Annotated in this window: 13 protein-coding genes; 7 read left to right on the forward strand and 6 right to left on the reverse strand. The window is 66.1% G+C overall.

Annotated features, from left to right (window positions below):
* Positions 1 to 22: 22 nt before the first annotated feature.
* Entirely contained in the window at positions 23 to 466 is a 444-nt protein-coding gene (locus ABG82_RS04995) for a VOC family protein (RefSeq protein WP_162269231.1), read from the reverse strand.
* Positions 467 to 539: 73 nt separating this feature from the next.
* The gene (locus ABG82_RS05000) at positions 540 to 1,676 is read right to left on the reverse strand and encodes a citrate synthase 2 (RefSeq protein WP_043078886.1); all 1,137 of its coding nucleotides are present in this window, start codon (positions 1,674 to 1,676) and stop codon (positions 540 to 542) included.
* A gap of 110 nt (positions 1,677 to 1,786) precedes the next feature.
* Here ABG82_RS05000 and pdxH point away from each other — a divergent pair, with 110 nt between their 5' ends.
* Positions 1,787 to 2,434, forward strand: coding sequence for a pyridoxamine 5'-phosphate oxidase (gene pdxH / locus ABG82_RS05005; RefSeq protein WP_043078885.1), 648 nt, complete (start codon positions 1,787 to 1,789; stop codon positions 2,432 to 2,434).
* Between the two features lie 5 nt (positions 2,435 to 2,439).
* The gene (locus tag ABG82_RS05010) at positions 2,440 to 3,093 is read left to right on the forward strand and encodes a GAP family protein (protein WP_043078884.1); all 654 of its coding nucleotides are present in this window, start codon (positions 2,440 to 2,442) and stop codon (positions 3,091 to 3,093) included.
* Between the two features lie 11 nt (positions 3,094 to 3,104).
* Here the strand turns inward: ABG82_RS05010 and ABG82_RS05015 are convergent, their stop codons facing one another.
* The 4 genes from ABG82_RS05015 to ABG82_RS05030 are packed head-to-tail and all read right to left on the reverse strand — an operon-like array spanning position 3,105 to position 10,559.
* Positions 3,105 to 4,856: an AMP-binding protein gene (locus ABG82_RS05015; protein WP_078343524.1), complete on the reverse strand. Its 1,752-nt coding sequence runs from the start codon at positions 4,854 to 4,856 to the stop codon at positions 3,105 to 3,107.
* A 13-nt stretch (positions 4,857 to 4,869) separates the two neighbouring features.
* A complete protein-coding gene (gene pe, locus ABG82_RS05020) occupies positions 4,870 to 6,042 on the reverse strand; it encodes an acyltransferase PE (RefSeq protein ID WP_043078882.1) in 1,173 nt (390 codons plus the stop codon).
* Between the two features lie 53 nt (positions 6,043 to 6,095).
* The gene (locus tag ABG82_RS05025) at positions 6,096 to 9,104 is read right to left on the reverse strand and encodes an MMPL/RND family transporter (RefSeq protein ID WP_043078881.1); all 3,009 of its coding nucleotides are present in this window, start codon (positions 9,102 to 9,104) and stop codon (positions 6,096 to 6,098) included.
* A gap of 33 nt (positions 9,105 to 9,137) precedes the next feature.
* A complete protein-coding gene (locus ABG82_RS05030) occupies positions 9,138 to 10,559 on the reverse strand; it encodes a condensation domain-containing protein (protein ID WP_062826714.1) in 1,422 nt (473 codons plus the stop codon).
* A 299-nt stretch (positions 10,560 to 10,858) separates the two neighbouring features.
* Here ABG82_RS05030 and ABG82_RS05035 point away from each other — a divergent pair, with 299 nt between their 5' ends.
* The 5 genes from ABG82_RS05035 to ABG82_RS05055 all read left to right on the forward strand — a co-directional run bounded on the left by ABG82_RS05035 (position 10,859) and on the right by ABG82_RS05055 (position 26,483).
* Positions 10,859 to 21,937: a type I polyketide synthase gene (locus ABG82_RS05035; RefSeq protein ID WP_043078879.1), complete on the forward strand. Its 11,079-nt coding sequence runs from the start codon at positions 10,859 to 10,861 to the stop codon at positions 21,935 to 21,937.
* Positions 21,938 to 22,087: 150 nt separating this feature from the next.
* Positions 22,088 to 23,293 (forward strand): MFS transporter, encoded by a 1,206-nt coding sequence (locus ABG82_RS05040; protein WP_234708052.1) that lies wholly within the window; start codon positions 22,088 to 22,090, stop codon positions 23,291 to 23,293.
* A 9-nt stretch (positions 23,294 to 23,302) separates the two neighbouring features.
* On the forward strand, positions 23,303 to 24,679 hold the full coding sequence (locus tag ABG82_RS05045; protein ID WP_043078877.1) for a DUF2252 domain-containing protein: 1,377 nt from the start codon (positions 23,303 to 23,305) through the stop codon (positions 24,677 to 24,679).
* Positions 24,680 to 24,741: 62 nt separating this feature from the next.
* Positions 24,742 to 25,719, forward strand: a complete 978-nt coding sequence (locus tag ABG82_RS05050) for a GlxA family transcriptional regulator (RefSeq protein WP_078343521.1) — start codon at positions 24,742 to 24,744, stop codon at positions 25,717 to 25,719.
* Positions 25,716 to 26,483, forward strand: coding sequence for a DJ-1/PfpI family protein (locus ABG82_RS05055; RefSeq protein ID WP_043078876.1), 768 nt, complete (start codon positions 25,716 to 25,718; stop codon positions 26,481 to 26,483). The genes ABG82_RS05050 and ABG82_RS05055 overlap by 4 nt, the downstream gene beginning before the upstream one ends.
* The last annotated feature ends 7 nt before the right edge of the window (positions 26,484 to 26,490 follow it).

A 26,490-nucleotide genomic window follows, 5' to 3' on the forward strand; every position in this document is an offset into this window, starting at 1 on the left:
AGAAACCGGAGTGTCGGCGGACTTACTCACCGCCACCCGCCACGTACTTCTTGAGGTCTTCGGGGTTGACGATCTTGACCGGTTGCCCCAGCGACCACAGATGTCCGAACGGGTCCTTGATGACGCCGAAGCGGTCACCCCAGAACTGGTCTTCTAGTGGCATCTCGACGGTCGCGCCGGCGCCGACGGCGCGACTGAACCAGTCGTCGACATTGGGCACCGTGAGGTGAATGGTGACCGGTGTGCCGCCGAGCGCGGTGGGAGTGCTGGACTTGCCGTCGTTGTACTCGGGGAAGTCGTCGTTCATCATGATCGTGGTGCCGTTGATCTTGACGGCCGCGTGCATCACCTTGCCGTCGGGGGTCTCCAATAGGCCGAGTTCCTCGGCGCCAAAGGCGTTCTTATAGAACTCGATCGCCGCGCGCGAGTCCTCGACGATGATGTACGGAGAAACGGAGGGTTCCACGGGTGGGAGGTCGGGAGAGGTCATAGGCCTCACCCAACCACCTCACACAGCGTGACGCCAGGAGTTGGGGTACTTACGCGTCAACGCGCGAGTGCAGCAGCCCGAATCCCTCGACGGATTCGATGGGACGCGGTCCGGGTCCCACATACAGCGCGGCCGGGCGTACCAGCTTGCCCAGGCGCTTCTGTTCCATGATGTGCGCGCTCCAGCCCGCGGTGCGGGCGCAGGTGAACATCGCGGGCATCATCCGCGTCGGCACCTGGGCGAAGTCGAGGATGACCGCTGCCCAGAACTCGACATTGGTCTCGATGATGCGATCGGGGCGGCGTTCCCGCAGCTCGGTCAGGGCGGCCTGCTCCAGGGCCGCGGCCACCTCGTAGCGGGCGGCGCCCAGGCGCTTGGCGGTGCTGCGCAACACGCGCGCACGCGGGTCTTCGGCGCGGTACACCCGGTGGCCGAAGCCCATGAGCTTCTCGCGGCGGTCCAGGATGCCCTTGATGACGCCGCGGGGATCGCCGGTCTTCTCGGCCTGTTCGATCATCGGCAACACGCGAGCGGGTGCGCCGCCATGCAGCGGGCCGCTCATCGCGCCGACCGCACCCGAGAGTGCGGCGGCCACATCGGCACCTGTGGAGGCGATGACCCGGGCGGTGAACGTGGAGGCGTTCATACCGTGTTCGGCGGCCGAGACCCAATACGCGTCGATGGCCTCGACATGCTTGGGGTCCGGGTCACCCTGCCAGCGGGTCATGAAACGTGATGTGACGGTTGAGCATTCGTCGATGATTTTTTGCGGGACGGCAGGCTGCGCGTTGCCGCGCGCTGACTGTGCCACGTAAGACAGCGCCATCACCGAGGCGCGGGCGAGTTGATGGCGCGCGATGGAGTCCTCGGTGTCCAGCAGCGGCTCGAAGCCCCAGATGGGTGCCAGCATGGCCAGTCCGGCCTGCACGTCCACCCGAACATCGCCGGTGTGCACCGGGATGGGGAAGGGCTCGGCGGGCGGGAGTCCCTGGCCGAACTTACCGTCGACCAACAGTGCCCACACATCACCGAAGCTCACCCGCTGGGCGACCAGATCCTCGATATCGACACCGCGGTAGCGCAGTGCGCCGCCGTCCTTGTCGGGCTCGGCGATTTCGGTGGCGAAGGCGGTTACGCCCTCCAGTCCAGGTGCGAAATCCGCTGGTAGCGGCGCTGCAACCGTCATGATTCTCGACTCCCTACCTGTGGGTAACAACTCGGTAAAGGCGATTCTTGCACTCGCAATTAAGGGTGCTTCTTAGTCACCTCCCCGTTCCTTATCCGGGCGCCTGTAGCGTGCTTTTTGTGACCGAATGGCTGCGCTCTGACTACCGCCCCGGAGAAAAGGACGGCAGCGGCGATCTTGACGTCGACTGGCTCGCCGATGGCTGGCTTCCGTTGTTGCACAGATGGTTTGACCTTGCCGTGGCATCGGCTATCCCCGAGCCGAACGCGATGGTGCTCGCTACCGTCGACAAGGGCCGGCCGGTGACCCGCACCGTGCTGTGCAAGGGGTTCGACTCGGCGGGTGTGACGTTCTTCTCAAACTATGACTCGGCCAAGGGCCGCCAGCTCGACGCGGACCCGTATGCGAGCGTCACTTTCCCCTGGTACGCGCTGGGACGCCAGGTGCATGTGCGCGGCCGGGTGACCAAGGTCGACCCGGCGCAGACCGCCGACTACTGGACCAATCGGCCGCGTGGCTCACAGCTGGGCGCATGGGCTTCCCAGCAGTCCGCGCCCATCGAGTCGCGCGCGGCGCTGCTGGCCCAGCTCGATGACGTCACCCAGCGGTTCGCTGGGCTGGATCAGGTACCGGTGCCCCCGCAGTGGGGCGGCTACGTGATCGCGCCCGAGACCGTCGAATTCTGGCAGGGGCGGGAGAACCGCGTACACAACCGGATCGTCGTCAGTGACGGCCGGATCCAGCGGCTGCAGCCCTGACCTCTATGTGGATCACCCTGCTGGTGATGGCCATTGCCGTCAGCTTCGAACCTTTCCGGTTGGGCATGACTGTGCTGATGCTGAATCGGCCGCGCCCGATGCTGCAGCTGCTCGCTTTTCTGTCCGGTGGATTTGTGATGGGCATGGCGGTGGGTCTGGTGGTGCTGTTCGCCTTCCGGAACGTCTCGACCGGTTCGGCGCATTTCACCTTGCCGCGGGTACAAATCGGCATTGGGGTGGCGGCACTGCTGGTTGCCGCGCTACTGGCCTCGCGCCTGCGGGGGCCGGCCTCCAACGCGCAGCTGGACAAGGTGTCGGCGCGTATTCAGTCGATCGCGACGGGTGGCTCGCTCTGGGTGGCCGGGGTCGCGGGACTGGGCATCGCGTTGCCGTCGGTGGACTTCCTGGCGGCACTGGCCGTGATCGTCGCCTCGGGCTCTCCGCCTGCCACGCAGGTCAGCGCGTTGCTGATGTTCAACGTCATCGCCTTTGCGCTGGTGGAGATTCCGTTCCTGGCTCATGCGGTGGCGCCGGAACGCACCGCCGCGGCGATGGCCAGGCTCAACAGCTGGATCCAGTCCAACCGCCGCCGCAACATCGCACTGGTGCTGGCTGTCGTCGGATGCGTGCTACTGGCCGTCGGGCTCGCCAGTCTCTGAGACCACAGGGGTCAGGCGACGCCGACCGGGGAGTCTGCTTCCAGCCGAGTGAACTGATTCTGCAGATACTGCTCGACGCATGAGCGGCGCCGGATCTTGCCGCTGGTGGTCGTGGGCAACGATCCGGGCGGCACCAGCACCACGTCGCCGACGTTGACGCCGTGCGCATTGGAGATCGCCGAGGTGATCTCGCTCTTGATGGCCTCGATGTCGGAATCGCTGCGCTTCTTGAATTCGATGATGGTGACCAGCTTTTCGGTGCTGTCGAACGGAACCGATATCGCCGCGACGCGGCCGCGCGCGATTTCCTGAACCGTCGCCTCGATGTCCTCGGGGTAGTAGTTACGCCCGCGGATGATCAGCAGGTCCTTGATGCGGCCGACGATGAACAGCTCACCCTCGGAGACGAATCCGAGGTCGCCGGTCCTGAGCCAGGGGCCCTCCGGGGTACCGGACGACGGGTCGGTGATCTTCGCGCCGAAGCACCGCTGCTCCTCCGGAGACTTACGCCAGTAGCCGGACGCGACGTTGTCGCCGTGCACCCAAATCTCACCGACCACGTCCGGCAGGCACTCCCGATGGGTGTCGCTGTCGATGATCCGCAGCACGGGCGATTGCGGCACCTTGTATTTGATCAATGCGGTTCCGGCCCCGGCCGCGCAACGCCGCACGCGGCCCGCGGAGAGCTCTTCCACGTCGAAGTGTGCGGCGGGCGCCGATTCGCTCCAGGTGCCCGAGGCCACGAACACCGTCGCCTCTGCCAGCCCATAGGACGGGCGCATCATGGAGTCGCGGAAATTGAAATGGGCGAAACGATCGACGAAGCGCTGCAGGGTGGCTTGCTCGACCCGCTCGGCGCCGCTGATGATGCCGAGCACACCACCGAGATCCAGCCCCGCCAGGTCGGCGTCGGTTGTTTTGCGGGCCGCCAGATCGAACGCGAAGTTGGGCGCGGACGACCACGCGTGCGGATTCGTGGCCAGTGCCCGCACCCAGCGTGAGGGGTTCTCCAGGAAGGCCAGTGGGCTGGTCAGGTCGGCGCGATAGCCGCCCAGGATGGGTGCGCAAACACCCAGTACCAAGCCCATGTCGTGGTAGAAGGGCAGCCAGGAGACGATCGTGGCGTTCGACGGGATGGTGGAGCCGGTATCCACGAAGAAGCTGCGCATCAACTGCTCGAAGTTCACCTGAAGGTTGCGGTGCGAGAGCATGACGCCGGTGGGCGTGCGGGTGGAACCCGAGCTGTACTGCAGGTACGCGATGTTGGGTACGTCGGCGGGCACCACACTGGGGCCGGCATCGATATCGAGGGGCAGCGTGTCGATCTCGATGAGCTTGGGCGCGATCTCCAGACGCGACTGATCGACGTAATCGCCGACGTCCGACACCACCGCCGACGTCGTGAGCACCACCGACGGTGAGGTGTCGTCGAAGACGGCACTGACCCGGTCAAAGCTTGAGCCGCGATGCGGCAAGGGCAGCGGCACCGCGATCAGGCCGGCCTGCATGGAGCCCAGGAACGCCAGGATGTATTCGAGACTCTGCGGGGCCAGGATCAGCGCCCTGTCGCCGGGCGACGCGTGCTCACTGAGCTCGCGGGCCACGTTGAAGGTGCGGCGAGACAGCTGCGACCAGGTGAGGTTTTCAACGACACCGGCAGGGCTGTTGGTGTAGTCGGTGAAGGTGAACGCGATGTCGTCCGGTCGCAGGCTGGCACGTCCGTGCAACATCGACAGGATGGATGACTGAGTTGAAGGTGTCATATTTAATCCGTCGTTACTTGGGCGGGGTGGCCGGCGTCGGTCGGGAACCGCCGCCGAGCACGGCCATCGCGCCGCTGGTGATCTGAGAAATCGGATCGGATCCGCCACCGAATGTCGCCTGGGAGGCAGGCGCCGTCACTTCCGCGGGATCGAAGCCGCTGTGGTCGACAGTGATGGGGGCAGTCGCCGGATCGTCATTGCGCGAATAGCCCGCATCCACCCGAGGCTGCAGAATCGCGTCGAGCCGATTCAGCGTGTCCTCCGGCACCCCGAGGTACTTGAAGCCCATCACCAGCGGCAGGTGCTGCTCGGGGATGAAGTACGTCGTGGTCGTGGCGCCCCGGGAGTTCGTCTCGGTCACGATGTTGCGTGCCGGAACCATCTTCGGGTTGGTGAAGGCCACCGCGGTGTGGCCGGTGGCCAGGCCCGCGATGGCATTGGCGAGCGCGAACAGGTTGTCCGGCCGGTCCGGCCAGTCGGCGATGCTGTCATAGGCCGAGATGAACTGATCGGTGTGGTACTGGCTGTCCACGCGGGCGGGCACCGGGTAGTCCATGAAAGGCACCACGGAGCCGGGAGCGAAATTCTGGGTCAGGAAGCTCTCGCTGAAGGGACTCTTCGCAACCGGGTCGCCGAACGTCGCGAAGGTCAGTGAATCCGGCGGCGGTGCGGTCGGGTCCGTGGCCAGCGCGTTCTTGACGGCGGTGAGTACCAGCGCGCCCTCGGACAACCCCATCGCGGTCCCCGGACCGCCCGCGCGAATGGCGTTCTCGAGGTTGGGCTCTCCGATGTCGACCGATTCGCCGATGCTGGTGCCGTCCAGGCCCAGCCCGGGCAGAATCTTCTCGCCGATCGGGCCGATGCCGGGGAAGAAGCGTCCCAGCGTGTGGCCCTGGACCTGACCGGCCGGATACCAGACGTTTTCCCGCTTCATGTCGGGGAACCAGTCCTTGCCGGTCATCCGGATGTACTCGTCGTAGGGGATGCCGAGCACGTGCGCGCCACCCAGGGCATACGCGGTGCGATCCGGCGACGGAGGCGCGGCCCTGACCGTCCCGTCCGGCGCGATCCCGGGGATGGGTGGGCCAGGAACCCGCGGGTCGTCGGCGACCGCGGAAGGGATGCCGAAACATCCTGTTACGCAGGCGACTACCAGCACCGCTGTTCCCGCGAGGAGGTTTCTCATCCGTGCTCCTGACTCAACTTCAATTTCAGTCTCACATACATAACGGGTGCTTGCTAACTTGCCGGCGTGGCGGCCGCGGGTTTTGCCGACGACTTCTGACCGGCGATGACCTGCGATGGCCACCAGTTCGCCTTGCCGACCAATGCCGCGATGGCGGGCACCGTGATGGTCCGGACCACGAAGGTGTCCAGCAGAATGCCCACGCCGATCACGAACCCGCCCTGGACCACGATGCCGATGCTAGAGAAGAGCAGACCACCCACCGAGGCGGCGAAGATCAGCCCGGCCGCGGTGATGACGCCACCGGTGGAATTCAGGGCACGGATGATGCCGTAACGCACGCTGCTCGCCGACTCGTCCCGCATGCGCGACACGAACAGCATGTTGTAGTCGGCGCCCACCGCCACCAGCACCACGAAGGCCAACGGTGGCACGGTCCAGTGCAACTGTTCGCCGAGCAGGAACTGGAATGTCAACACGCCGATACCGATGGCCGCGAAGTACGAGAGCACCACGGAACCGACCAGATACAAGGGTGCGACGATCGCGCGGAGCAACACCATCAGGGTCAGCAGAACGACAATGAGCGTCGCCGCGATGATGAATTGAATGTCGTGCTGGTAGTAGTCACGGGTGTCCCGCAGCGCCGTGGGGAAACCGCCCATCGAGATCGTCGCGTCCGCCAGCGTGGTGTTGGGCTGAGCGCCCTTGGCGATATCGCTGATCTGGTTGACCTGGTCCATCGCCTCGGGGCTGAAGGGGTTCAGCTTCGTCTGAACCAGGTAACGCACGGCGTGGCCGTCCGGCGAGATGAACGCGTGGGCGGCTCGCTGGAAGTCCGGATTGTTGAGCACCTCGGCGGGAATGTTGAAGCCCGCCTGCGAGGGATCGGCGGCGTTGGTCTTCATCGTCAGCAGGAAGCTCGAGGCCTGATTGAGGCCGTTGACGATCACCTTGATCTGCCCGACAAGCTGATCCACACCGCCTGCCACCTGCTGGCTGCCGCCGGCCAGACGGTCGGCGCCCTGGCGCAACTGGTTGAGCCCGGCCTGCGGGCCACCGGGCTTGTCCAGTCCCATGGCATGCAGCCCGTTGACGACGCTCAACAGCGAGGCGTTCAGTTTGGTCACCGTCGTGGAGAGGGTCGCCTTGTTGCCGGGGGAATTCCCCAGCTGATGGGCAAGCCGCTCGATCTCGTCGAGGCGGCCGCTGTTGCGTTCGCCGACGAGCCGCTCGAACTGGCCGCGGGTGTTGCTGCAGGAGGTGTCGGCATCGCAGACCGGATTGCCTTCGAGGGCCGCCAGCACCGGATTGATCCAGCCGAACATTTCCTTCGCGGCGGAGAAGTTCCAGCCCATGTCGTTGGCCAATGCGTTGATTTCGTCGACGAGCTTGGCGGCGTTGTCCACATTGCGCACCAGCTCGTCGCCGCCGGACTTGGTCTTCAGTGAGTTCGACGCCTCCAGCAGACTCTGCAGACCGGGGGTGATCTTGCTGAGCTGATTGCGCAGATCGGTGAGGCTGCCGGCCAGGGTGTTGGCTCCGGAGGTGAGCCGGTTGAGGTCACTGCTGCGCTGGTTGATCTGGTTGGAGCCGTCGGCAAGTCTGGTGCCGACCAGCCCGGCCTGATAGGTGGCCCGGAACTCGGGTGGCACCTCACCGAGAGGTCGGGTGACACCGCTGACCAGGCCCACATCGGGCAGCTGCGCGATACGCGAGGCCATCTGTTCCAGGTCGGCGAGGGCCTGCGGCGTACGCAGGTCACGTGGCGACTGAATAAGGATGTATTCGGGGATGGACTGACTCAGCGGGAAGTGGCGTTCCAGCGCCGCGTATCCGACCGAGCTGGGTGCCGACGGCGAAACTGCCTTGCGGTCGTCGTAGTTGTAGCGGGCGAGCAGCGCGCAGCTGCCCAACAGCGCCAGCACCAGGACGCTGGCCACCAGATGCGGAATCGGCCGGCGCACGATGCGGATACCCGAGCGGCGCCAGAACTGAGCGGTCAGTTCCCGCCGCGGCTTGACCCAACCGCGCGGCCCGGCCAGCACCAGGATCGCGGGCAGCAGGGTCATTCCGGACAGGTAGGCGACGCCGATCCCGATCGCCGACGACACGCCGACCGTCTGGAAGACGCCCATCTTGGCGAAGCTCAATAGCAGGAAGGTGAGACCCACCGTCGTCGCGGACGCGGTGATCACCTTGCCGATCGACATCATCGCGGCCCGGACCGCTTGGTCGTAGGTCTTACCCGAGCGCAGATAGTCGTGATAACGGCTGATGAGGAAGACGGCGTAGTCCGTTCCGGCGCCGGCCAGGATCGCGCTCAAGAACACAATCGACTGGTTCGAGACGCCCGCGCCGGTCAGCTGTGAATACGCCGCCACCACCGACTGCGCGATGACCAGCGATGAGCCGATGGTCACCAGCGGAAGCATCATTGTCAGTGCACTGCGATAGACCAGCAGCAGCACGGCCAACACCAGCACGGCGATCGCGATCTCGATCGGGAGCCGGTCCTGCTGGCCCGCGACGGTCAGATCCGCGACGGTGGCGGCCGGACCCGTGATGTGCACGGTGGTCGGACTGCCGTCGATGCTGTGCTGGATGAGGCTGGTGACCTTGTTGTACGAGTCGAAGGCCTTGGGTGTGCCCAGCTCGCCGGCCAGGCCAACCGGCAGCACCCATGTCTTGTTGTCCTGACTTGTCAGGAACTTGCGCAATTCGGGTGTGCCGATGAAGTCCTGCACCGACACGACATCGGTCAGATCGTGCCGCAGCGCGTCGACCACCTTGCGGTAGGTGGCGGAGTCGTTCTTGTCCAGCCCGTTCTCGTTGATGAACACGACCAAGAGGAGGTCGTCATTGCTGGATTCGTGGAACGCCTCGGTCATCTTCTTGGCCGTGACACTCGACGGTGCATCCGCCGGCAGAATCGCCAGCGGATGCTTCTCCGCCATCTCGGTCAGTGAGGGGAAGGTCAAGGGCAGCGCGACGGCCAATGCGACCCAGGCGCCTATCACCACCCATGGCCATCGCACCACGAGATCGGCTAGCCGCCGCATAAAATCCTCACCCTCACTCTGATGTCGCCCAAGCTACGCGACGCGTCCCCAGTGCCCGGTGTCCGCGACGCGGACGCACACCGATTTCATGGCTTCCATGTAGCGCAGGGCTGATTTCTCGGCGATCGGATTGTCGGGATGCATGATCGCCATCGCGGTGCCCTCGCCGTACCGGAATATGTAGATGGTCAGCTGGTAGGAGAACCGGCCATCAGGGTAGATGCCGATGTTGTTGGCAAGGCCCAGCTCGCCCGCCGCGAGGATCGCGTTGAGCGGCGCGGCGCCACCGTGGAAGAAGTTCGACACCGGAAAGTTCGGCTGCGGCCACTTCAACCACGGCGCCAGTTCCAGCACCCGGTAGTACGGCACCCGGGACATGTCCAGACTCGAATCGAATGCGGTTTGCGCCGCGTAGGCGGCATCGTTGAACGAGGTTGCCGCGATGGGGACAGTGATCGGGATCAGCCCGGTGAACCAGCCTTGCGTCATGAAGTTGTCGCTAGCTGTGCGGGAATCTCGCGGGGTCAGACCGTAATACGTGACGGCACCGGTGAATTCGTGCTCGACCAGACCCAGGCAGGCGAACAGACCGCCGACGAACCGGGCGCCGGATGCTCCGCACGCGGAGTCGAAGCGATCGGTCTGTTCGGGGTTTAGCAACAACAGCGAGGTCATCGTGCTGTTGGTGGCTTCCGACGGATTACCGAGTGGAAGCGGGAACTCGGGGAAGGTCCCATTGTTGTTCTCGGCAAAGTCGATCCACGCCTGAACCCCTGGTGATTCAAGGGTCAACTGGGAGGTGAATTCGCGCTCGCGAGTGCAGAAGTCGTCGAAGCTGCCGGCATCCGGAAGGGTAAGTGCCGCACCGCCACTGCTCAGTGCGGAGTACATGCCATTGGCTTCCATCATGGTGGTGCCGATCAGGGTGGCATCCCCATGTACGTGATCCATGGCAGCGAAGAATGTGAAGTGGTTTTCGCCCTGGATGATTCCAAAGGTGAAGCACCCCCATTCCAGCGGACTCGGGATATCGATGACATGGCTACGTATCTCATCGACAGACATATGCCCCTGCGTTACAGGGGCGAATTCGATGTCGGCCGGATCGCTGATCGAATGCCTGATGAACTCGCCGTTTTCGGTGCGCTCGAACCAGCTGCGGAAGGTGTCATGCCTGCGCAAGTACGCGTTGAGGGCGTGGTCCATGGCGGCGATGTCACAATTCCCAGGAACATCACAGCTGGCGATGATCTGCCGGGAAAAGTTGAGTCCGGCACTGTTGCGCTCGTAGTAATTGTGAAGATGCTGTGTCTGCATGTAGCTGACTGGCACTGAACTCACAGGTGCCTGCCGGGCCTTCTCGGCGGCAGCGGGCGTGGGGTGCCAGGACGTCACCGACCCTGGACTCAACGTCCATTCATCAAGTGCGCCAACCGTTATCGTGCCAATGCGCAAAACGCCGTCCCTCTCGCTCGGCCGGCCCCGTTCCGGCATCTCTCATCGCTGGCCCAACATACCCTCGGTTTGGTGGCGCAGCCGCCGGTCAACCGAAACCTGGAAACCCCATGCGCCACACGGCATACCAGTAATAACTAGAACTTACTGTCCGGGTAACTATGAAGTTTGGGAACAACAGTGCGCACGATACTTGTTCGGCTAGAGTCGCGTTCGCACACGTCGATGTCCCGAGTCACATTCTCGCCCGACGACGTCGAGGCCCACTCTCTCACCCGCCGACGCAAGGAGGCCACCGCATGGAATCCGCTGAAAATCAGACCGAATCAACCCCACGCTTTGCCATCATCGGTTATGCAGCGCGTTTTCCCGGGGCCGCAGGCGCGGACGAATTCTGGGATGTGTTGCGGGAAGGCCGCGATGCGATATCCGAGGTACCCGCCGATCGGTGGGATGCCGAGGAGTTCTTCGACCCGGAACCGGGCGCTCCCGGCAAGGTCGTCACGCGGCGTGCGGGCTTTGTCGATGATGTGACGGGATTTGACGCGCCGTTCTTCGGTATGTCGACGCGCGAGGTCAGATTGATGGACCCGCAGCACCGACTTTTGCTGGAAACGGCGTGGCGTGCGGTGGAGCATTCCGGTATCGCCCCAACGGATTTGGCTGAGACTAATAGCGGCGTATTCGTCGGCTTGGCCACCCACGACTACCTGGGGATGGCATCCGACGAGCTGACCTTTCCCGAGATCGAGGCCTACATGGCCATCGGCACCTCCAATGCGGCGGCGGCCGGCCGGATCAGCTACCGGCTGGGTCTGCAAGGCCCCTCGGTTGCCGTGGACACGGCGTGCAGTTCGTCGTTGGTAGCAATTCATCAAGCGTGCCAAGCGCTTCAGCTGGGGGAGTGCGATCTCGCGCTGGCGGGCGGTGCGAATGTGCTGTTGACGCCGGCCACGATGATCACCTTCTCGCACGCTCACATGCTCGCGCCCGACGGTAAGTGCAAGACCTTCGACGCGGCCGCCGACGGCTACGTACGCGGTGAGGGTTCGGGCGTCATCGTCATCAAGCGTCTTGAGGACGCGCTCCGCGACGGCGACCGGGTCCGGGCCGTGATTCGCGGTAGTGCCATTAACCAGGATGGTGCTTCGGGCGGGTTGACGGTACCGAACGGTGTTGCTCAGCAGCGTGTTATCGCCGATGCGCTCAAGCGCGCGGGCGTCGCGCCCAGCGAGGTCGGATACCTGGAGGCGCACGGCACCGGCACCTCGCTTGGCGATCCGATCGAGGCCCAAGCGGCAGGTGCGGCCTACGGCATCGGCCGCGACGCCGCCGATCCGCTGTTGATCGGCTCGGCGAAGACGAACATCGGGCACCTGGAGGCGGCCGCGGGTATCGCGGGCGTCATCAAGGTCATCCTGTCGCTCGAGAACGAGCTGCTGCCGCAGCACCGCAACTTCCAGAACCCGTCGCCGCACATTCCGTGGGACCGGCTCCCGGTCAAGGTCGTCAAGGAGGCGACTCCCTGGGAACGTAACGGGCGGCCGCGTATCGCGGGTATCAGTTCGTTCGGATTCGCCGGGACCAACGCGCACGTCATCCTGGAGGAAGCGCCGTCCACAGCGCCGGAAACGGCCGACACGCCCGTGCCCGCCGGGGACAAGAAATTCAGCATCGTGCCGCTCTCGGCGCGCACGCCTGCGGCGTTGGTGCAGGTCGCCGATCAGTACCGTGCCTGGCTGAATGAGCACCCCGAGGCCACGCTGGCCGATCTGTCCCTCACCGCCGGTGTCGGGCGAGCGCACCTGGAGCACCGCGCCGCGCTGGTGGTCAATTCGCGAGAAGCTGCTGTCGAGCTGCTCGGAGCCGTCGCGGATGATCGCCCCGCGCCCGGTCTGGGCCGCGGCGAATCTCACGACACGCCCAAGACCGCGTGGCTCTTCACCGGTCAGGGCAGTCAGTACCCCGGTATGGCCCGGGAGCTGTACGACACCGAGCCGGTGTTCGCTGAGACGCTGGACCGCTGCGCTGCCGCGGTGGCCGACGTTCTCGAAAAGCCTTTGCTGGATGTCATCTTCGATGTCGACGGTCCGGAAGCTGAGGACACGCTGCGGCAGACGTCCTACGCCCAGCCCGCGCTGTACGCGGTGGAGATGGGTCTGGCCCGGCTCTGGCAATCGTGGGGCTTTGAGCCCGATGTCGTGCTGGGCCACAGTGTCGGCCAGTACTCGGCGGCCTGCGTTGCCGACGTGTTCAGCCTCGAAGACGGCGCCCGGCTGATCGCCGAGCGGGGCCGGCTGTTCGGCAGCCTGCCCGAGGGTGGCCGGATGGCCGCGGTGTTCACCGACGCCGCGCGAGTCGAGAGTCTGACCGACGAATTTCCCAGCCTTTCGGTGGCGGCCTACAACGGGGCCAACACCGTACTGTCAGGTCCCGCACAGGATTTGGAGAAGGCCATTGCGGGCCTGGTGGCCGAAGGGGTCCGCTGCGACTTCCTGGAGACCAGCCATGCGTTCCACTCGGCACTGCTCGACCCGATCCTCGACGAGTTCGAGGCATACGCCAATCAGTTCAACTACAAGACCCCGCAACGGATTCTGATCGACAATCGGACGGGTACCGCGCTGGGCCGAAGCGTGAAACTCGACGGTGCCTACTGGCGCCGACACGCCCGGCAGCCGGTCGAATTCGCCAAGAGCGTACGCACGCTTGCCGATATGAACTGCAAGGTGCTGCTTGAGATCGGCCCGCAGCCGGTGCTCACCGCCGCGGCCTTGCGGGCATGGCCGGATCCGGCCACCGCCCCGCGTGCGATCGCATCCCTGCGCCGTAACACCGCGGATCACCGGCAGATCACCGAGGCCGCCGCCGACGCCTACGTGCTGGGCCACCTGCCCGACTTCGGCGCGTTTCAGCATGGACACGCCCGCAAGCTCGATCTCCCCACTTATCCGTTCGAGCGCCGCCAGTACTGGTTCAGCGACAAGCGCGACGCCGACAGCACCGCGAACCGGCAGCAGAACACCGCCGGGCCGCGGACCGAGGCCGTCCGTCTGCTCGAAGACGGCAAGATCGAGGAGCTGGCGAACCTGCTCGGTGGTGCCGAGGCCGACCAGCAGACCCTGTCCGTGCTGACAAAGCTTGCGGCGCAGCACAACCAGCAGCGCTCGACGCAGACCATCGCGGACGACCGCTACCAATTCCGTTGGGAGAAGTCGCCCACTCCGCTGTCCGGTTCGGACGCGGCGGGCAACGTCACCTGGCTGCTGATTGGGGACACCGCAGGGGCTGCTCAGCCCTTGGTCGAGGCGCTCACCGCGCGTGGCCAGCAGCATCGAACGCTCGCGCTACCGGTATCGGACGCGGACGAGGCTCAGCTCGTGGAGACGCTGCGGGCCGCGGCGGCCGAGGGCCCGGCGCTGCGCATCGTGCATGTCGCGGGGCTCGACGCGGGTGCGGGAAGTTCTTCGGCGCAGTCGTTGCTGCGGATCCAGCACCAGATCCTGGGCGGAACCCGTCGGCTCTTCCGCGCCGCTGCCGCCGCGGAACTACGTGCTCCCATCTGGGTGGTCACCCGGGGCGCGCAGCACGCCATCGAATCGGACGCCGTGGCACCCGAGCAGAGTGCCTTGTGGGGATTCGGCCGCGCCGCGGCACTGGAACTTCCGCAGGTGTGGGGCGGGCTCGCCGATCTGTCCGATGCCGGCGCCGACGAATGGTCGCAGTTCATCGGCCGGGTCTCCGTGACGGGCGAGGCGTCCGCCAGGGAAGACCAGTTCGCGCTGCGCGGCCAGGCGGTCTATGTTCCCCGGCTGGTTCGCCGGCAGGAGGCGCCCAGCGGTAAGCCGCTGGAAGTACGCAGTGACGCAACGTATCTGGTAACCGGCGGGCTGGGGTCCATCGGTCTTGAGATCGCCGGGTATCTTGCTGGCCGCGGTGCCAAGCATCTGGTGCTGACGAGTCGGCGCGAGCCCAGTGAGTCCGCGCAGCAGCGCATCGACCTCTTGAGTGCGCAGGGCTGCGATGTCCGGGTGGTCACCGCCGATGTCGCCGACGCGCACGACGTCGCCCGCTTGCTGGCCAGTGTGCGGGCCGAGCTGCCGGAGCTGGCGGGCATCGTCCATGCCGCCGGTGAGATCGGCACCACGCCGCTGGGCGACCTCGAAGATGCCGAAGTGGATCGCGTTTTCGCCGGTAAGGTCTGGGGCGCATGGCATCTGAGCGAAGCCGCCGCCGGCCTGAAGCTCGACTTCTTCATCAACACCTCGTCCATCGCCTCGGTGTGGGGTGGCTTCGGGCAAACCGCGTACAGCGCGGCGAACGCTTTCCTGGACGGATTGGCCTGGCGTTTGCGCGCGCAGGGCATCGCCGGGACGAGTGTCAATTTCGGCCCCTGGTCGGCCGGTATGGCCGACGCGGAATCGCGTGCGCGACTGGAACAACGCGGCATCAAGACGTTGTCTCCCGCCGACGCGCTGGCCGGTTTGGCCGACGTGGTGGCGGCTTCCGGTTCGAACGCCGCACAGGGAGTCATCGCGCGTATCGACTGGGCCCGGTTCCTGCCGCTGTATCAGCAGGCGGGCAGGCGGGCGTTCCTGGCAGAGCTGGATCGTGAGGTGCCCTCGCACCTCGCCGGGGCGGCAGCCGGTGCCCAATCGGGTACGACGCAACTCGTCGAACGGCTTGCGAACGCTCCGGTGCAGCAGCGTAAGAAGCTGCTCACCGATTACCTGCGTGACGCGGTGGCCGAGGTGACTCGCGTTGACGTGTCGGAGATCCGCGAGGACGCGGGATTCTTCGATCTGGGTATGGATTCGCTGATGGCCGTCGAATTGCGCCGCCGCATGGAACAGGGTGTGGGCAAGGAGATTCCGGTCACCCTGGTGATGGATCATCCGCGCATCTCCGATGTCGCCGACTACCTGCTGGGCGAGGTGCTGGGCCTGAGCGAGCAAGCCAAGCCGGCGGCCCAGCTGGCCTCGGCCGTGACGGATCGCACCGACGAACCGATCGCGATTGTCTCGGTGTCCTGCCGCTTCCCGGGCGCGCCCAATCCCGAGGCCTTCTGGGATGTGCTGGCCGGCGGTGTGGATGCGATCCGGGAAGTGCCCGAAGACCGCTTCGACATCGACGAGTTCTACGATCCGGATCCGGAGACCGCGGGCAAGACGTACACGCGTTTCGGTGGGTTCTTGGACGGTATCGACGGGTTCGATCCGGAGTTCTTCGGCATCTCGCCGCGCGAGGCCGTCTGGATCGAGCCGCAGCAGCGGCTCATGCTCGAAACCGTATGGGAGGGGCTGGAAAGAGCCGGATACTCGCCGGCCGCGTTGCGTGGCAGCCGAACCGGAATCTTCGCCGGTGTCGGTGCCAACGAGTACGCGCATCTGCTGTCCTCGGAGTCGATCGACAAGATCGAGCCGTACTTCATCACCGGTAACGCGCTCAACGCGATCTCCGGCCGGGTGGCCTTCGCGCTGGGCTTCGAGGGACCGGCGGTCGCGGTGGACACCGCCTGCAGTTCGGCCCTGGTGGCCGTGCATCAGGCCGTCCAGGCCCTGCATTCCGGTGACTGCGACCTGGCAGTTGCCGGTGGAGTGAACGTGCTGCTGAGCCCGGTGACGGTCATCGCGGCCTCGCGGGCCAGGATGCTGTCACCCGTCGGTCGCTGCAAGACCTTCGACGCTTCCGCCGACGGATACGTGCGCAGCGAAGGCTGCGGCATTCTGGTGCTCAAGAGGTTGAGCGATGCCGAGCGTGATGGGGATCGGGTTCTTGCCGTGATCCCCGGCAGCGCGGTGAACCAAGACGGTGCTTCCAGCGGACTGACCGTCCCCAATGGTGGTGCACAGCAACGTCTTATCGGTACAGTGCTGGCGCGCGCCGGCCTGGTGGGCGGCGATGTCGACTACCTGGAGGCGCACGGGACAGGCACCCCGCTCGGTGATCCGATCGAGGTGCAGGCCGCCGCGGCGGCCTACGGCGGTTCGCGCCAGGCGGACCGGCCGCTGCTCATGGGATCGGTGAAGTCCAACATCGGCCACACCGAATCGGCCTCCGGTGCGGCGGGTCTCATCAAGGTGGTGCTGTCGTTGCAGAACGGGGTGCTGCCGCAGAGCCTGCACTTCGACAACCCGTCACCGCACATCCCGTGGGACTCGTTGCCGGTGCAGGTGGTGGACAAGGCGATTCCGTGGGAGCCCAACGGCAGGCCACGGCGTGCCGGAGTGAGTTCCTTCGGGTTCACCGGGACCAACGCGCATGTGCTGATCGAAGAGGCGCCGCAGCCGCAGGCCGCGCCGGAGGCGGACGACACGTCGGCACCGCAGGCCGCACCGGTGAACGTGCTCCCGCTCTCCGCGCGCTCTCCCGAGGCACTGGCTGCGGTGGCCCAGCGCTACGAATCCTGGTTGGCAGCCCACCCGGATGTGGATCTGGCAGATGTGTGCCTGACCGCGGGGCGCGGTCGGTCGCACTTCGAGCATCGCGCCGCCCTGGTGGTGGATACGGTGCAGACCGCACGCGAGGGACTGCTTGAGCTGGCACAGAACCGTCTGCGTCCGGGTGTTGTTCGTGGTGAACACACCAATCACCCGACAACGGCGTGGCTGTTCACCGGTCAGGGCAGCCAGTACCCCGGTATGGCGCGTGAATTGTTCGACGCCGAGCCGGTGTTCGCCGAGACGGTGACGCGCTGCGCGGAAGCGGTCAAGGACATCGTGACGCGCCCGCTACTGGAGGTCATGTTCGCCACCGATCGCGAAACCGGCGGTAAGGCCGGAGAAGCGTTGCGGCACACCTCGTTCGCCCAACCAGCGCTGTTCGCCGTCGAGATGGGTCTGGCCCGGCTCTGGCAGTCATGGGGTATCGAGCCCGATGTGGTGCTGGGGCACAGCGTCGGCCAGTACGCGGCCGCGTGCGTGGCGGGAGTGTTCAGCCTGGAGGACGGCGCACGGCTCATCGCCGAGCGCGGCCGGCTGTTCGGCAGCCTGCCCGCGGGCGGGCGCATGGTTGCCGTGTTCAGTGACGCCAAGCATGTCGAGCAGATCGCCGGGGAGTACCCGCGGGTATCGGTGGGTGCCTACAACGGCCCCAACACCGTGCTCTCGGGCCCGGGTGAGGACCTGGAGCAGGCGGTCGCCCGATTCCAGGAAGAGGGAATCCGTTGCACCTGGCTGGAGACCAGCCATGCCTTCCACTCGGAATTGCTGGACCCCGTCCTCGACGAATTCGAGTCGTATGCGGCGCAAGTGCGGTTCGCCGCACCGACACTGCCGCTGGTGTGCAACCGCACGGGTGCGGTGCTGACGGCGCAGACCCCGATCGACGCTCAGTACTGGCGGCGGCATTCGCGCCAGCCGGTGCAGTTCGCCGAGAGCGTGCGCACGGTGGCGGCGCTCGGCTGCTCGGTGTTGATGGAGATCGGTCCGCAGCCGGTGCTGACAGGCGCCGCGGTGCAGGTCTGGCCCGAGCACCTGGCGGCACCGCGGGCAATCGTCTCGTTGCGCAAGGGCGTTGACGACAGGCGGCAGATTGCCGACGCGCTCGCCTCGGCCTACGTCAGTGGTCACCGGCCCAATTTCGCCGCACTGCAACACCACCCACACCGAACGGTGGAGCTGCCGACGTACCCGTTCCAGCGCCGTCGCTTCTGGCCGAAGTCGTCCGGAACCGCTATCGAAGGCGGAGGCGGATTGCCCTCGGGCATCCTGGGCAGGGGCGAGGATCTGGCCTCCGGCGATTCGGTGTACATCAGCAGGCTGTCGGTGCGGTCGCAGCCGTGGCTGTCCGACCACGTCATCTACGGCACCGTCGTCGTCCCCGGCGCGACCTATGCCGCGATGGCCCTGGCCGCCGTCGGCACCCCGGCGCGTGCCAAGGACGTGTTCTTCTACGAGCCGATCATCCTGCCTGAGAAGAGTTCTCGCGAGGTACAGCTGACACTGCATCCGCTGGAAGATGGCAGCGGATCGAAGTTCCAGGTGCACAGCCGTCCCTACGGTGAACGCGACGTCGACTGGTCGCTGAACGCCGAGGGCACAGTCGTCACCGGGATCGGGGACGACGCGGAGCCGGCGCCCGAGTCCGCCGAACCGGCGGAGCCGGTCGACGCCGCCATCGAACGGATGGAGCGCATGCGTCCGATGGAGCTCTTCGAGATCTTCGCCGATCTGGAATTGGCCTGGGGCCCAACCTGGTCCGGTTCGCTGAAGTCGCTGTGGCTGGGCGAGGGTGAGGCCATCGGTGACGTCCTGGTGGGTGAAGAGCTGGCCGAACAGCTGGGCGCCGAACCGATGCACCCGGTCCTGATGGACCTGTGCACCGGTGTCGCCTTCCCGGCGTTCCCCGCGCTGCTCGCCGCCGAGCAAGGCGTCAACGATCTGTTCCTGCCGCTGCGGTACGGACAGGTGACGTTGAAGGAGAAGATGCCCCGGCGCTTCTACTGCCGTGCGCGGTGGCATGAGAGCCCGCTGGATAGCGAGACGCAGGTCTTCGATCTCGACTACCTGGATCGGGATGGCCGTCACCTGGGCGGGATTCGTGAGTTCACCGTCAAGCGCGCACCGCGCGAGGCGCTGCTGCGCGGGCTCGGCGGCGACGCCACCCGGCTGCTGTACACCCTTGGCTGGCACGAGGTTCCGGTGCCACCCGTCGCGGATGAGGGCGAGGAGTCATCGGTCGGTACCTGGCTGATCGCCGGATTCGATGAGCTCGCCGCGAAGGTGCCGGGCTGCATCCCGCTGAACCGGGAGACTGATCCGGAACTGCTGGGCGAGGTGCTGGTGGCGGCCAAGGAGCGCGGCGTGCCGTTCTCCGGTGTCGTTTGGCGCGCCGCCGGACCGGGTGCGCAGGAATCGACCGCCGAGAGCACCGCACGCCTCGAGGGCGAGATCGCCAACCTGCTCAGCGCCGTGCACACGGTGCAGAACAGTGCCCAGAACGGTGTGAAACTCCCTGGCGGGCTGTGGATCGTCACCGAGCGTGCGGTGGCCACCGAGTCCGGCGAGCCGGTGGACCCGGTGCAGGCAGCGCTCTGGGGATTCGGGCGTACCACCATCAACGAGGAACCGGCGCTACGCGCCAAGCTCGTCGATGGCGACGGGTCACCGGAGGCCGTGCAGGCGCTGGCGAGGCTGTTGGTCGCACCGGTGGAGGAGCCGGAAATCGCGGTGCGGCAAGGTAAATTGCTGGCTTCCCGGTTGTTGCCGTGGTCGCGCACCGGGCATCTGACGGTGCCTCGAGGTAGCGATTACGTCTTGGCGCCCACCGAGCGTGGCGCCATCGACAACCTGCGGATCACCGAGAAGGAGGTGCCGGCACCGGACGAGGGCTACGTGCAGGTGCGGGTGGAGGCCGCCGGTCTCAACTTCCGCGACGTGCTCAACGTGCTGGGTCTGTATCCGGGTGACCCGGGACCGATCGGCGGTGACTTCGCCGGCATCGTCACCCAATTGGGCGAGGGTGCCACCGGAGTCGAGGTGGGCCAGCGGGTCTATGGCTCCATGCAGGGTGCCTTCGGCAGCCGGTTCAACGTGCCGGCCCAGTTCCTGGCACCGATTCCGGACGGGATCAGTGGGGTCGAGGCCGCCACGATTCCCGCCGCCGCGCTCACGGTTCGGCTGTCGTTCGACTGGGCGCAGCTCAAGCCGGGTGACAAGGTGCTGATTCACGCCGCCAGCGGTGGTGTGGGTCTGGCGGCCATTCAGATGGCCCAGCAGTTCGGGGCCGAGGTGTTCGCCACCGCCAGTACCTTCAAGCGGGCGACACTGCGCAAGCTCGGCGTGAAGTATGTATACGACTCGCGTACAACCGATTTCGCTGATCAGATCTTGGCGGACACCGATGGTGCCGGTGTGGACGTGGTGCTCAACAGCCTCACCAGTGAGGGCTTCATCGAGGCGACTCTGCGCGCTACCGCCAAGAACGGCCGCTTCGCCGAGATCGCCAAGCGCGATATCTGGAGCACGGAGCAGATGGCGCAGGCCCGACCCGATATCGCGTACGAGATCGTCGCGTTGGACACGGTGATGTTCACCGAGCCCGACCGCATCCGCACCTTGCTCACCGAGGTGTCGGAGGGGTTGGCCAAGGGGGAGTGGACGCCACTGCCCGCCGAGATCTACCCGCTCACGGAGGCCAGGTCGGCGTTCCGCCGCATGCAGCAGGCGCGGCATATCGGCAAGATTGTCTGCCAGATGCCGAATCCGCTTGCACCGCGGCCGGATCGGACGTATCTGATCACCGGTGGTCTCGGTGCGATCGGCCTGCACACCGCGTCCTATCTGGCTCAGCTGGGTGCCGGAGACATCGTGTTGACGAGCAGGCGCGCGCCCGACACCGATGCGCAACGCTTGATCGAGGAGATCACCGAGCGCTCCAAGACGCGCATCCACGTGTTCACCGCCGACGTCGGCGTCCAGGCCGAGGTTGCGGGGCTCCTGGACCGGATCCGGGCGGAACTGCCGCCGCTGGCGGGTGTGGCACATCTGGCCGGTGTGCTCGATGATGCGCTGCTCGGTCAGCAGAGCGTGGAGCGGTTCCGGACAACGTTGGCGCCCAAGGCCTTCGGTGCGGAGTATCTGGACAGGTTGACCAAGGGTGACGATCTGGACTTCTTCATCGTGTCGTCCTCGGTGTCCAGCCTGTTCGGTTCGCCCGGACAGTCCAACTACGCGACGGCCAATGCGTTGCTCGATGGTTTGATCGCGCAGCGCAGGGCGCAGGGTCTGCCTGCCACGGGTATCAACTTCGGTCCGTGGGGTCAGGGAGGCATGGCGTCGTCGGAAGCGGCGACCGCGAATATCAGTGCCCAGGGCCTGATTCCGCTGGATCCGTCGGCGGCGCTCGCGGCACTGGCCGAGGTGGTGGCCAATGGCACCGGACAGGCGACCATCCTGAAGGCGAACTGGCAGCGTGCCGCCAAGGTGCTGGGCAGCTCTCGTCCACCGATCCTGGATCTGGTGTTGCCCAGTGCCGTCGGTGAGGTGACCGGTGACAGTGAGCTGCTCAAGCAGCTCATGGAGATTCCGGTGCCGCAGCGGGCGGGCTTCGTGACCGAGTTCCTGCAGCGTGAGGTGCAGAACTTCCTGCGCCTGGCGCAGCCGCCGGCCGCCACCAGCCGGTTCTTGGACCTGGGCACGGACTCGTTGATGGCGATCGAACTGCGCAACCGCCTGCACAGCCAGTTCGGCGGCAAGTTCACCATCAACGCGACCGCGGTATTCGACTACCCGACCATCGGCGGGCTCGCCGAGTACTTGGTGGCTCAGTTGCCCGACGCCGAGTCCGAGTCGGCCTCGCAGGAGGCCCAACCCGCCGAGGCTGCGCCGGACGCCACACCCGCGCCATCTGACGCACTAGCCGAGGCGAAGGAGTGAACCGGCGGTGCCCCGGGTAAGTTAGCCACCCGGGGCACCGCGGGTGCCTGATAAGCCGGCAACGAGTGGAGCAGGTGCGGTCTGAGACGTTTCTTCGCAGACATCACGCCTCTTCGTAACGCCGACTTCCGGCGGCTGTGGCTGGCCGGAGTGGTCACGGTCATCGGAGCAGGGCTGACGCTGTTCGCGGTCCCGGTGCAGATCTACGCCCTCACCCAGAGCTCGGCGTACGTGGGACTGACGGGTGTTTTCGGGCTGGTACCGCTGGTGGTGTTCGGCCTGTGGGGCGGCGCCCTGGCGGACCGGATGGACCGGCGGACGCTGCTGATCATCACCGCGAGCGGACTGGCGATTTCCTCGGTGCTGCTGTGGTTGCAGGCCGCCTTGTCGGTCAACAACGTGTGGATGGTGCTGAGCCTGCTCTCGGTGCAGCAGGGTTTTTTCGCGGTCAACTCGCCGACACGTGCCGCGGCCATTCCACGGATGCTGCCGCTCGATCAGCTGCCGGCGGCGAATGCGCTCAATATGACGGTGCAGCAGTTCGGCTTCATCGCCGGTCCGCTGCTGGCGGGTGTGCTGCTCAAATGGGTGGATCTGTCCACGCTGTACCTGATTGACGCGATCGCGTGTGCGGCGCCGATCTGGGCGACCGTGCGGCTGCACAAGATGCCGCCGATCGGACTGTCAGAGGAGGTGCGCGCCAAGGCCTCCGGCTTCCAAGACGTGTTGGACGGCTTTCGGTATCTGGCCGGGCACAAGATAGTGCTGATGTCCTTTGTGGTGGATCTCATCGCCATGATCTTCGGGATGCCCCGCATCCTGTTTCCGCAGATCGCACACGAGGGATTCGGTGATCCCGCCGACGGTGGCACCGTGATCGCGCTGTTGTCGGCCGCGATATCGGTGGGTGCGGTGATCGGCGGGGTGTTCTCCGGCTGGTTCCACCGAATAGATCGTCAGGGGCTGGCGGTGGTGGTCAGCATTGTGGTGTGGGGGCTGGCGATGGTGGGGTTCGGTCTCACCGCACACGCGCCACTGCTGTGGCTGACACTGTTCTTCCTGGTGATCGGTGGCATCGCCGACATGGTGTCGGCGGCCTTCCGGACCACGATCCTGCAGTCGGTCGCGACCGACGATGTGCGGGGCCGCCTGCAGGGGGTGTTCACGGTGGTGGTGGCCGGGGGACCGCGGGTGGCGGACTTCGCGCACGGCACGGCCGCCGCCGCGGTGGGGACGACCGCGGCCGCTGCCGGCGGTGGCGCCCTCGTGGTGGTCGGGGTGATCGTGGCGGCGCTGCTGGTGCCGGTGTTCGTGCGGTTCCGGACTTCTACTGAAGCCCAACTCGACCCGCAATAGATTCTTCGTATGGATACGCCGACGACCGAGGACCTGCGACGGTTTTCGCGAGACAAACAGCTGGCGTTCGGCCGTGGACTACGTGATCGCATGCCGCGGCGGAGCCTCGCCGAACTCTCCGACGCGCCGCGGCGAGACTCGATCGCGGTGCTGGCGGCGCAGAACAAAACCAGGATTCCGTCGCTCGTCCCGGTGCGCCGGGAGCGCATGTCGGAGTCGCCGTTCGCGTTTTATCGCGGTGCGGCCGCGGTCATGGCGGCCGACCTCGACGGTACGGCGACGACCGGAGTCCTGATACAGATCTGCGGCGACGCGCACCTGTCCAATTTCGGACTCTTTGCCTCCCGCGAACGCGCATTGCTGTTCGACGTCAACGATTTTGATGAAACCGCGGTGGGTCCGTGGGAGTGGGATGTCAAACGTCTCGTCACCAGCATGGCCATCCTCGGTCACGAGTTCGGGATGCCCGACGATGCCGTGCGCCAGACGGCCGTCAAGACAGCGGCTGCCTACCGTGCCCGGATCAATGAGTTGGCACAGATGTCGGCGCTGGAGCGGTACTACCTCAAGACGACCGCACTCGAGGTGCTGGATCTGGTTTCCCGGCTATCCAAGAGTGCGTCCAAGTTGGCCACCGAGACGGTGTCCAAGGCCTCCCGCAACACCTCGCATCGGGCACTACGCAAGCTCACCACGACCACCGTCGACGGTCATTACCGCATTGTGGAGCAGCAGGACATCGCGGTCCGTGTCCCGGAGATGGGTTTGTCCGAGGCTGCCGCGATGGTCGACGAGTACTTCGGTTCCGTGCCCGAGGATGTGGTCGCCCTGCTGGCCTGCCACCAATTCCAGGACGCCGTGGTGCGCGTGGTCGGTGTCGGAAGCGTGGGCACCCGCTGTTATCTCGCGTTGCTGACCGACGCTGACGGTTCGCCGCTGTTCCTGCAGATGAAGGAGGCGTCGGCGTCGGTGATCGAGACGTACTTTCCTCAGGAACTGCGCCTGGAGCACGGCCGGCGCGTGGTGTCGGGCCAACGCATCATGCAGGCCAGCGGTGACCCCTTCCTCGGTTACGTGACGTCCACTCGGCGCGGCAGTTTCTACGTCCGGCAGTTCCGGGACATGAAGGGCTCAGTGGACATCACCAGCCTGACAAATCCCGACGACCTGGCGCTCTATGGCGCACTGTGCGCCGTCGCGCTGGCCCGTGCCCATGCTCAATCGGGTGTGCCGGGGGTGATCGCTGGTTACCTGGGTGCCGGCACCGATCCCAACGCCGCCGATGCCGCGTTCGCCGATTTCGCCGAGGCGTATGCGCGGCTCAATCGCGAGGACCACGAGCGGTTGCTCGCGGCCACCGATCAGCAGTGGTTGCCGGGATCTTGATGTCCTAATTTGTGGGATACCCGACCTGGACGCCATTGCCCAGGTGGCGAACACTGAGAGGCGTGACGCGCTCGGTGGTGATCCTGGGATTTCCGGGAGTACAAGCCCTGGATCTGGTGGGGCCGTATGAGGTGTTCGCGCATGCGTCCGACTATGTGACCGGGCAAGACGGCTACGAGGTATCCCTGGTGTCGGCCGACGGCGTCCCGATCGCTACCGGCTCGGGGCTCGGGCTGGTTACCCGCCCATTGCCCGATCCGCGTGCGGGATGTGACACGTTGCTGCTGCCCGGCGGTCGTGGCGTGCCCGCGGTGCAACGCGATGCCGCCCTGATGGACTGGATTCGACTCGCCGCGCGTTCCGCTCGGCGAGTGGTGAGTGTGTGCAACGGCGCGTTTCTGGCCGCCGAGGCGGGCCTACTGGACGGGTGCCGGGCCACCACGCATTGGGCCATGGCGGAGCTGCTCGCTAACGAATTCCCCAGCGTCACCGTGGATCCCGATCCGATATTTCTGCGAAGCTCGGCCAAGGTGTGGACCGCGGCGGGCGTGACCGCGGGTATCGACCTGTCCCTGGCATTGGTCGAGGACGACTATGGCGGGGAAGTCGCTCAGATGGTGGCGCGCATGCTGGTGCTGTATCTGCGCAGGCCCGGCGGGCAGTCTCAATTCGCGGCGCCGGTATGGATGCCGCGTGCCAAGAGGATGCCGATTCGGGATGTGCAGGAGGCCATCGAGGCGGCGCCCGGCGGCTCACACCGGGTGCCGGAGTTGGCCCGGCTGGCGGCGATGAGCCCGCGGCATTTCACCCGGCTGTTCACCGCGGAGGTGGGCGAGGCGCCGTCGGCTTACGTGGAGCGCATCCGGTCCGAGGCCGCGCGCCGACAGCTCGAGGAGACCGACGACACCATGGTGGTGATCGCCGATCGCTGCGGATTCGGTTCCGCAGAGTCCTTGCGCCGCAACTTTGTTCGTCGTATGGGCGTATCGCCCGACCAGTACCGCAAAACCTTCCAGCGAACCGAAAGGGCCTCCCTATGACTTCACACCCGACGCAAATCGCGATCGTGCTGTACCCGGACTTCACCGCGCTGGATTTCATCGGCCCTTATGAGGTGCTGCGCTTCATGCCCAACACCGAGGTCCGATTCGTCTGGCACAAGCCAGGTCCCGTCACCGCCGATTCCGGGGTGCTGGTGATCGGCGCCACGCACTCGTTCGACGAGACTCCCGCACCCGACGTGGTGCTGGTGCCCGGCGGCCCGGGAACGACCATGGCCGCACGCGATCAGGAGCTACTGGAGTGGTTGCGCCGGGTGCACCCCACGGCGAGCTGGACCACCTCGGTGTGCAGCGGTTCGCTGGTGCTGGCGGCGGCCGGCCTGCTCGAGGGGCAGCGAGCCACCTCGCACTGGTCGACGTTGCCCGCGCTCAAGGCATTCGGGGCCACGCCGGTCGGCGACGAACGCATCGTGCGCACCGGGAATGCGGGTGTGGTGACCGCGGCCGGAGTGTCCGCCGGCATTGATCTGGGTTTGTGGCTGGCCGGTCAGATCGCGGGCGAGGAGGAGGCCAAGGCGATTCAGCTGAGCATCGAATACGACCCGCAGCCGCCGTTCGACTCCGGGCACATGTCCAAGGCCAGCGCCGCCACCAAGGCGAAGGCGACGGCATCGCTGGCCAGGGACACGTTCCGGCCGACGGTGATGGCCGCCGCGGCGCTGCTCGCATGGGACCGCGCGCTCGGCACGGTGCGCACCCGGCGGGACGGCCGGCGCCTGTTTGGTCTGCGTTCTCGACCCTGACCAGGCG

It is taken from the genome of Mycobacteroides immunogenum, assembly GCF_001605725.1.
Lineage (GTDB): Bacteria > Actinomycetota > Actinomycetes > Mycobacteriales > Mycobacteriaceae > Mycobacterium > Mycobacterium immunogenum.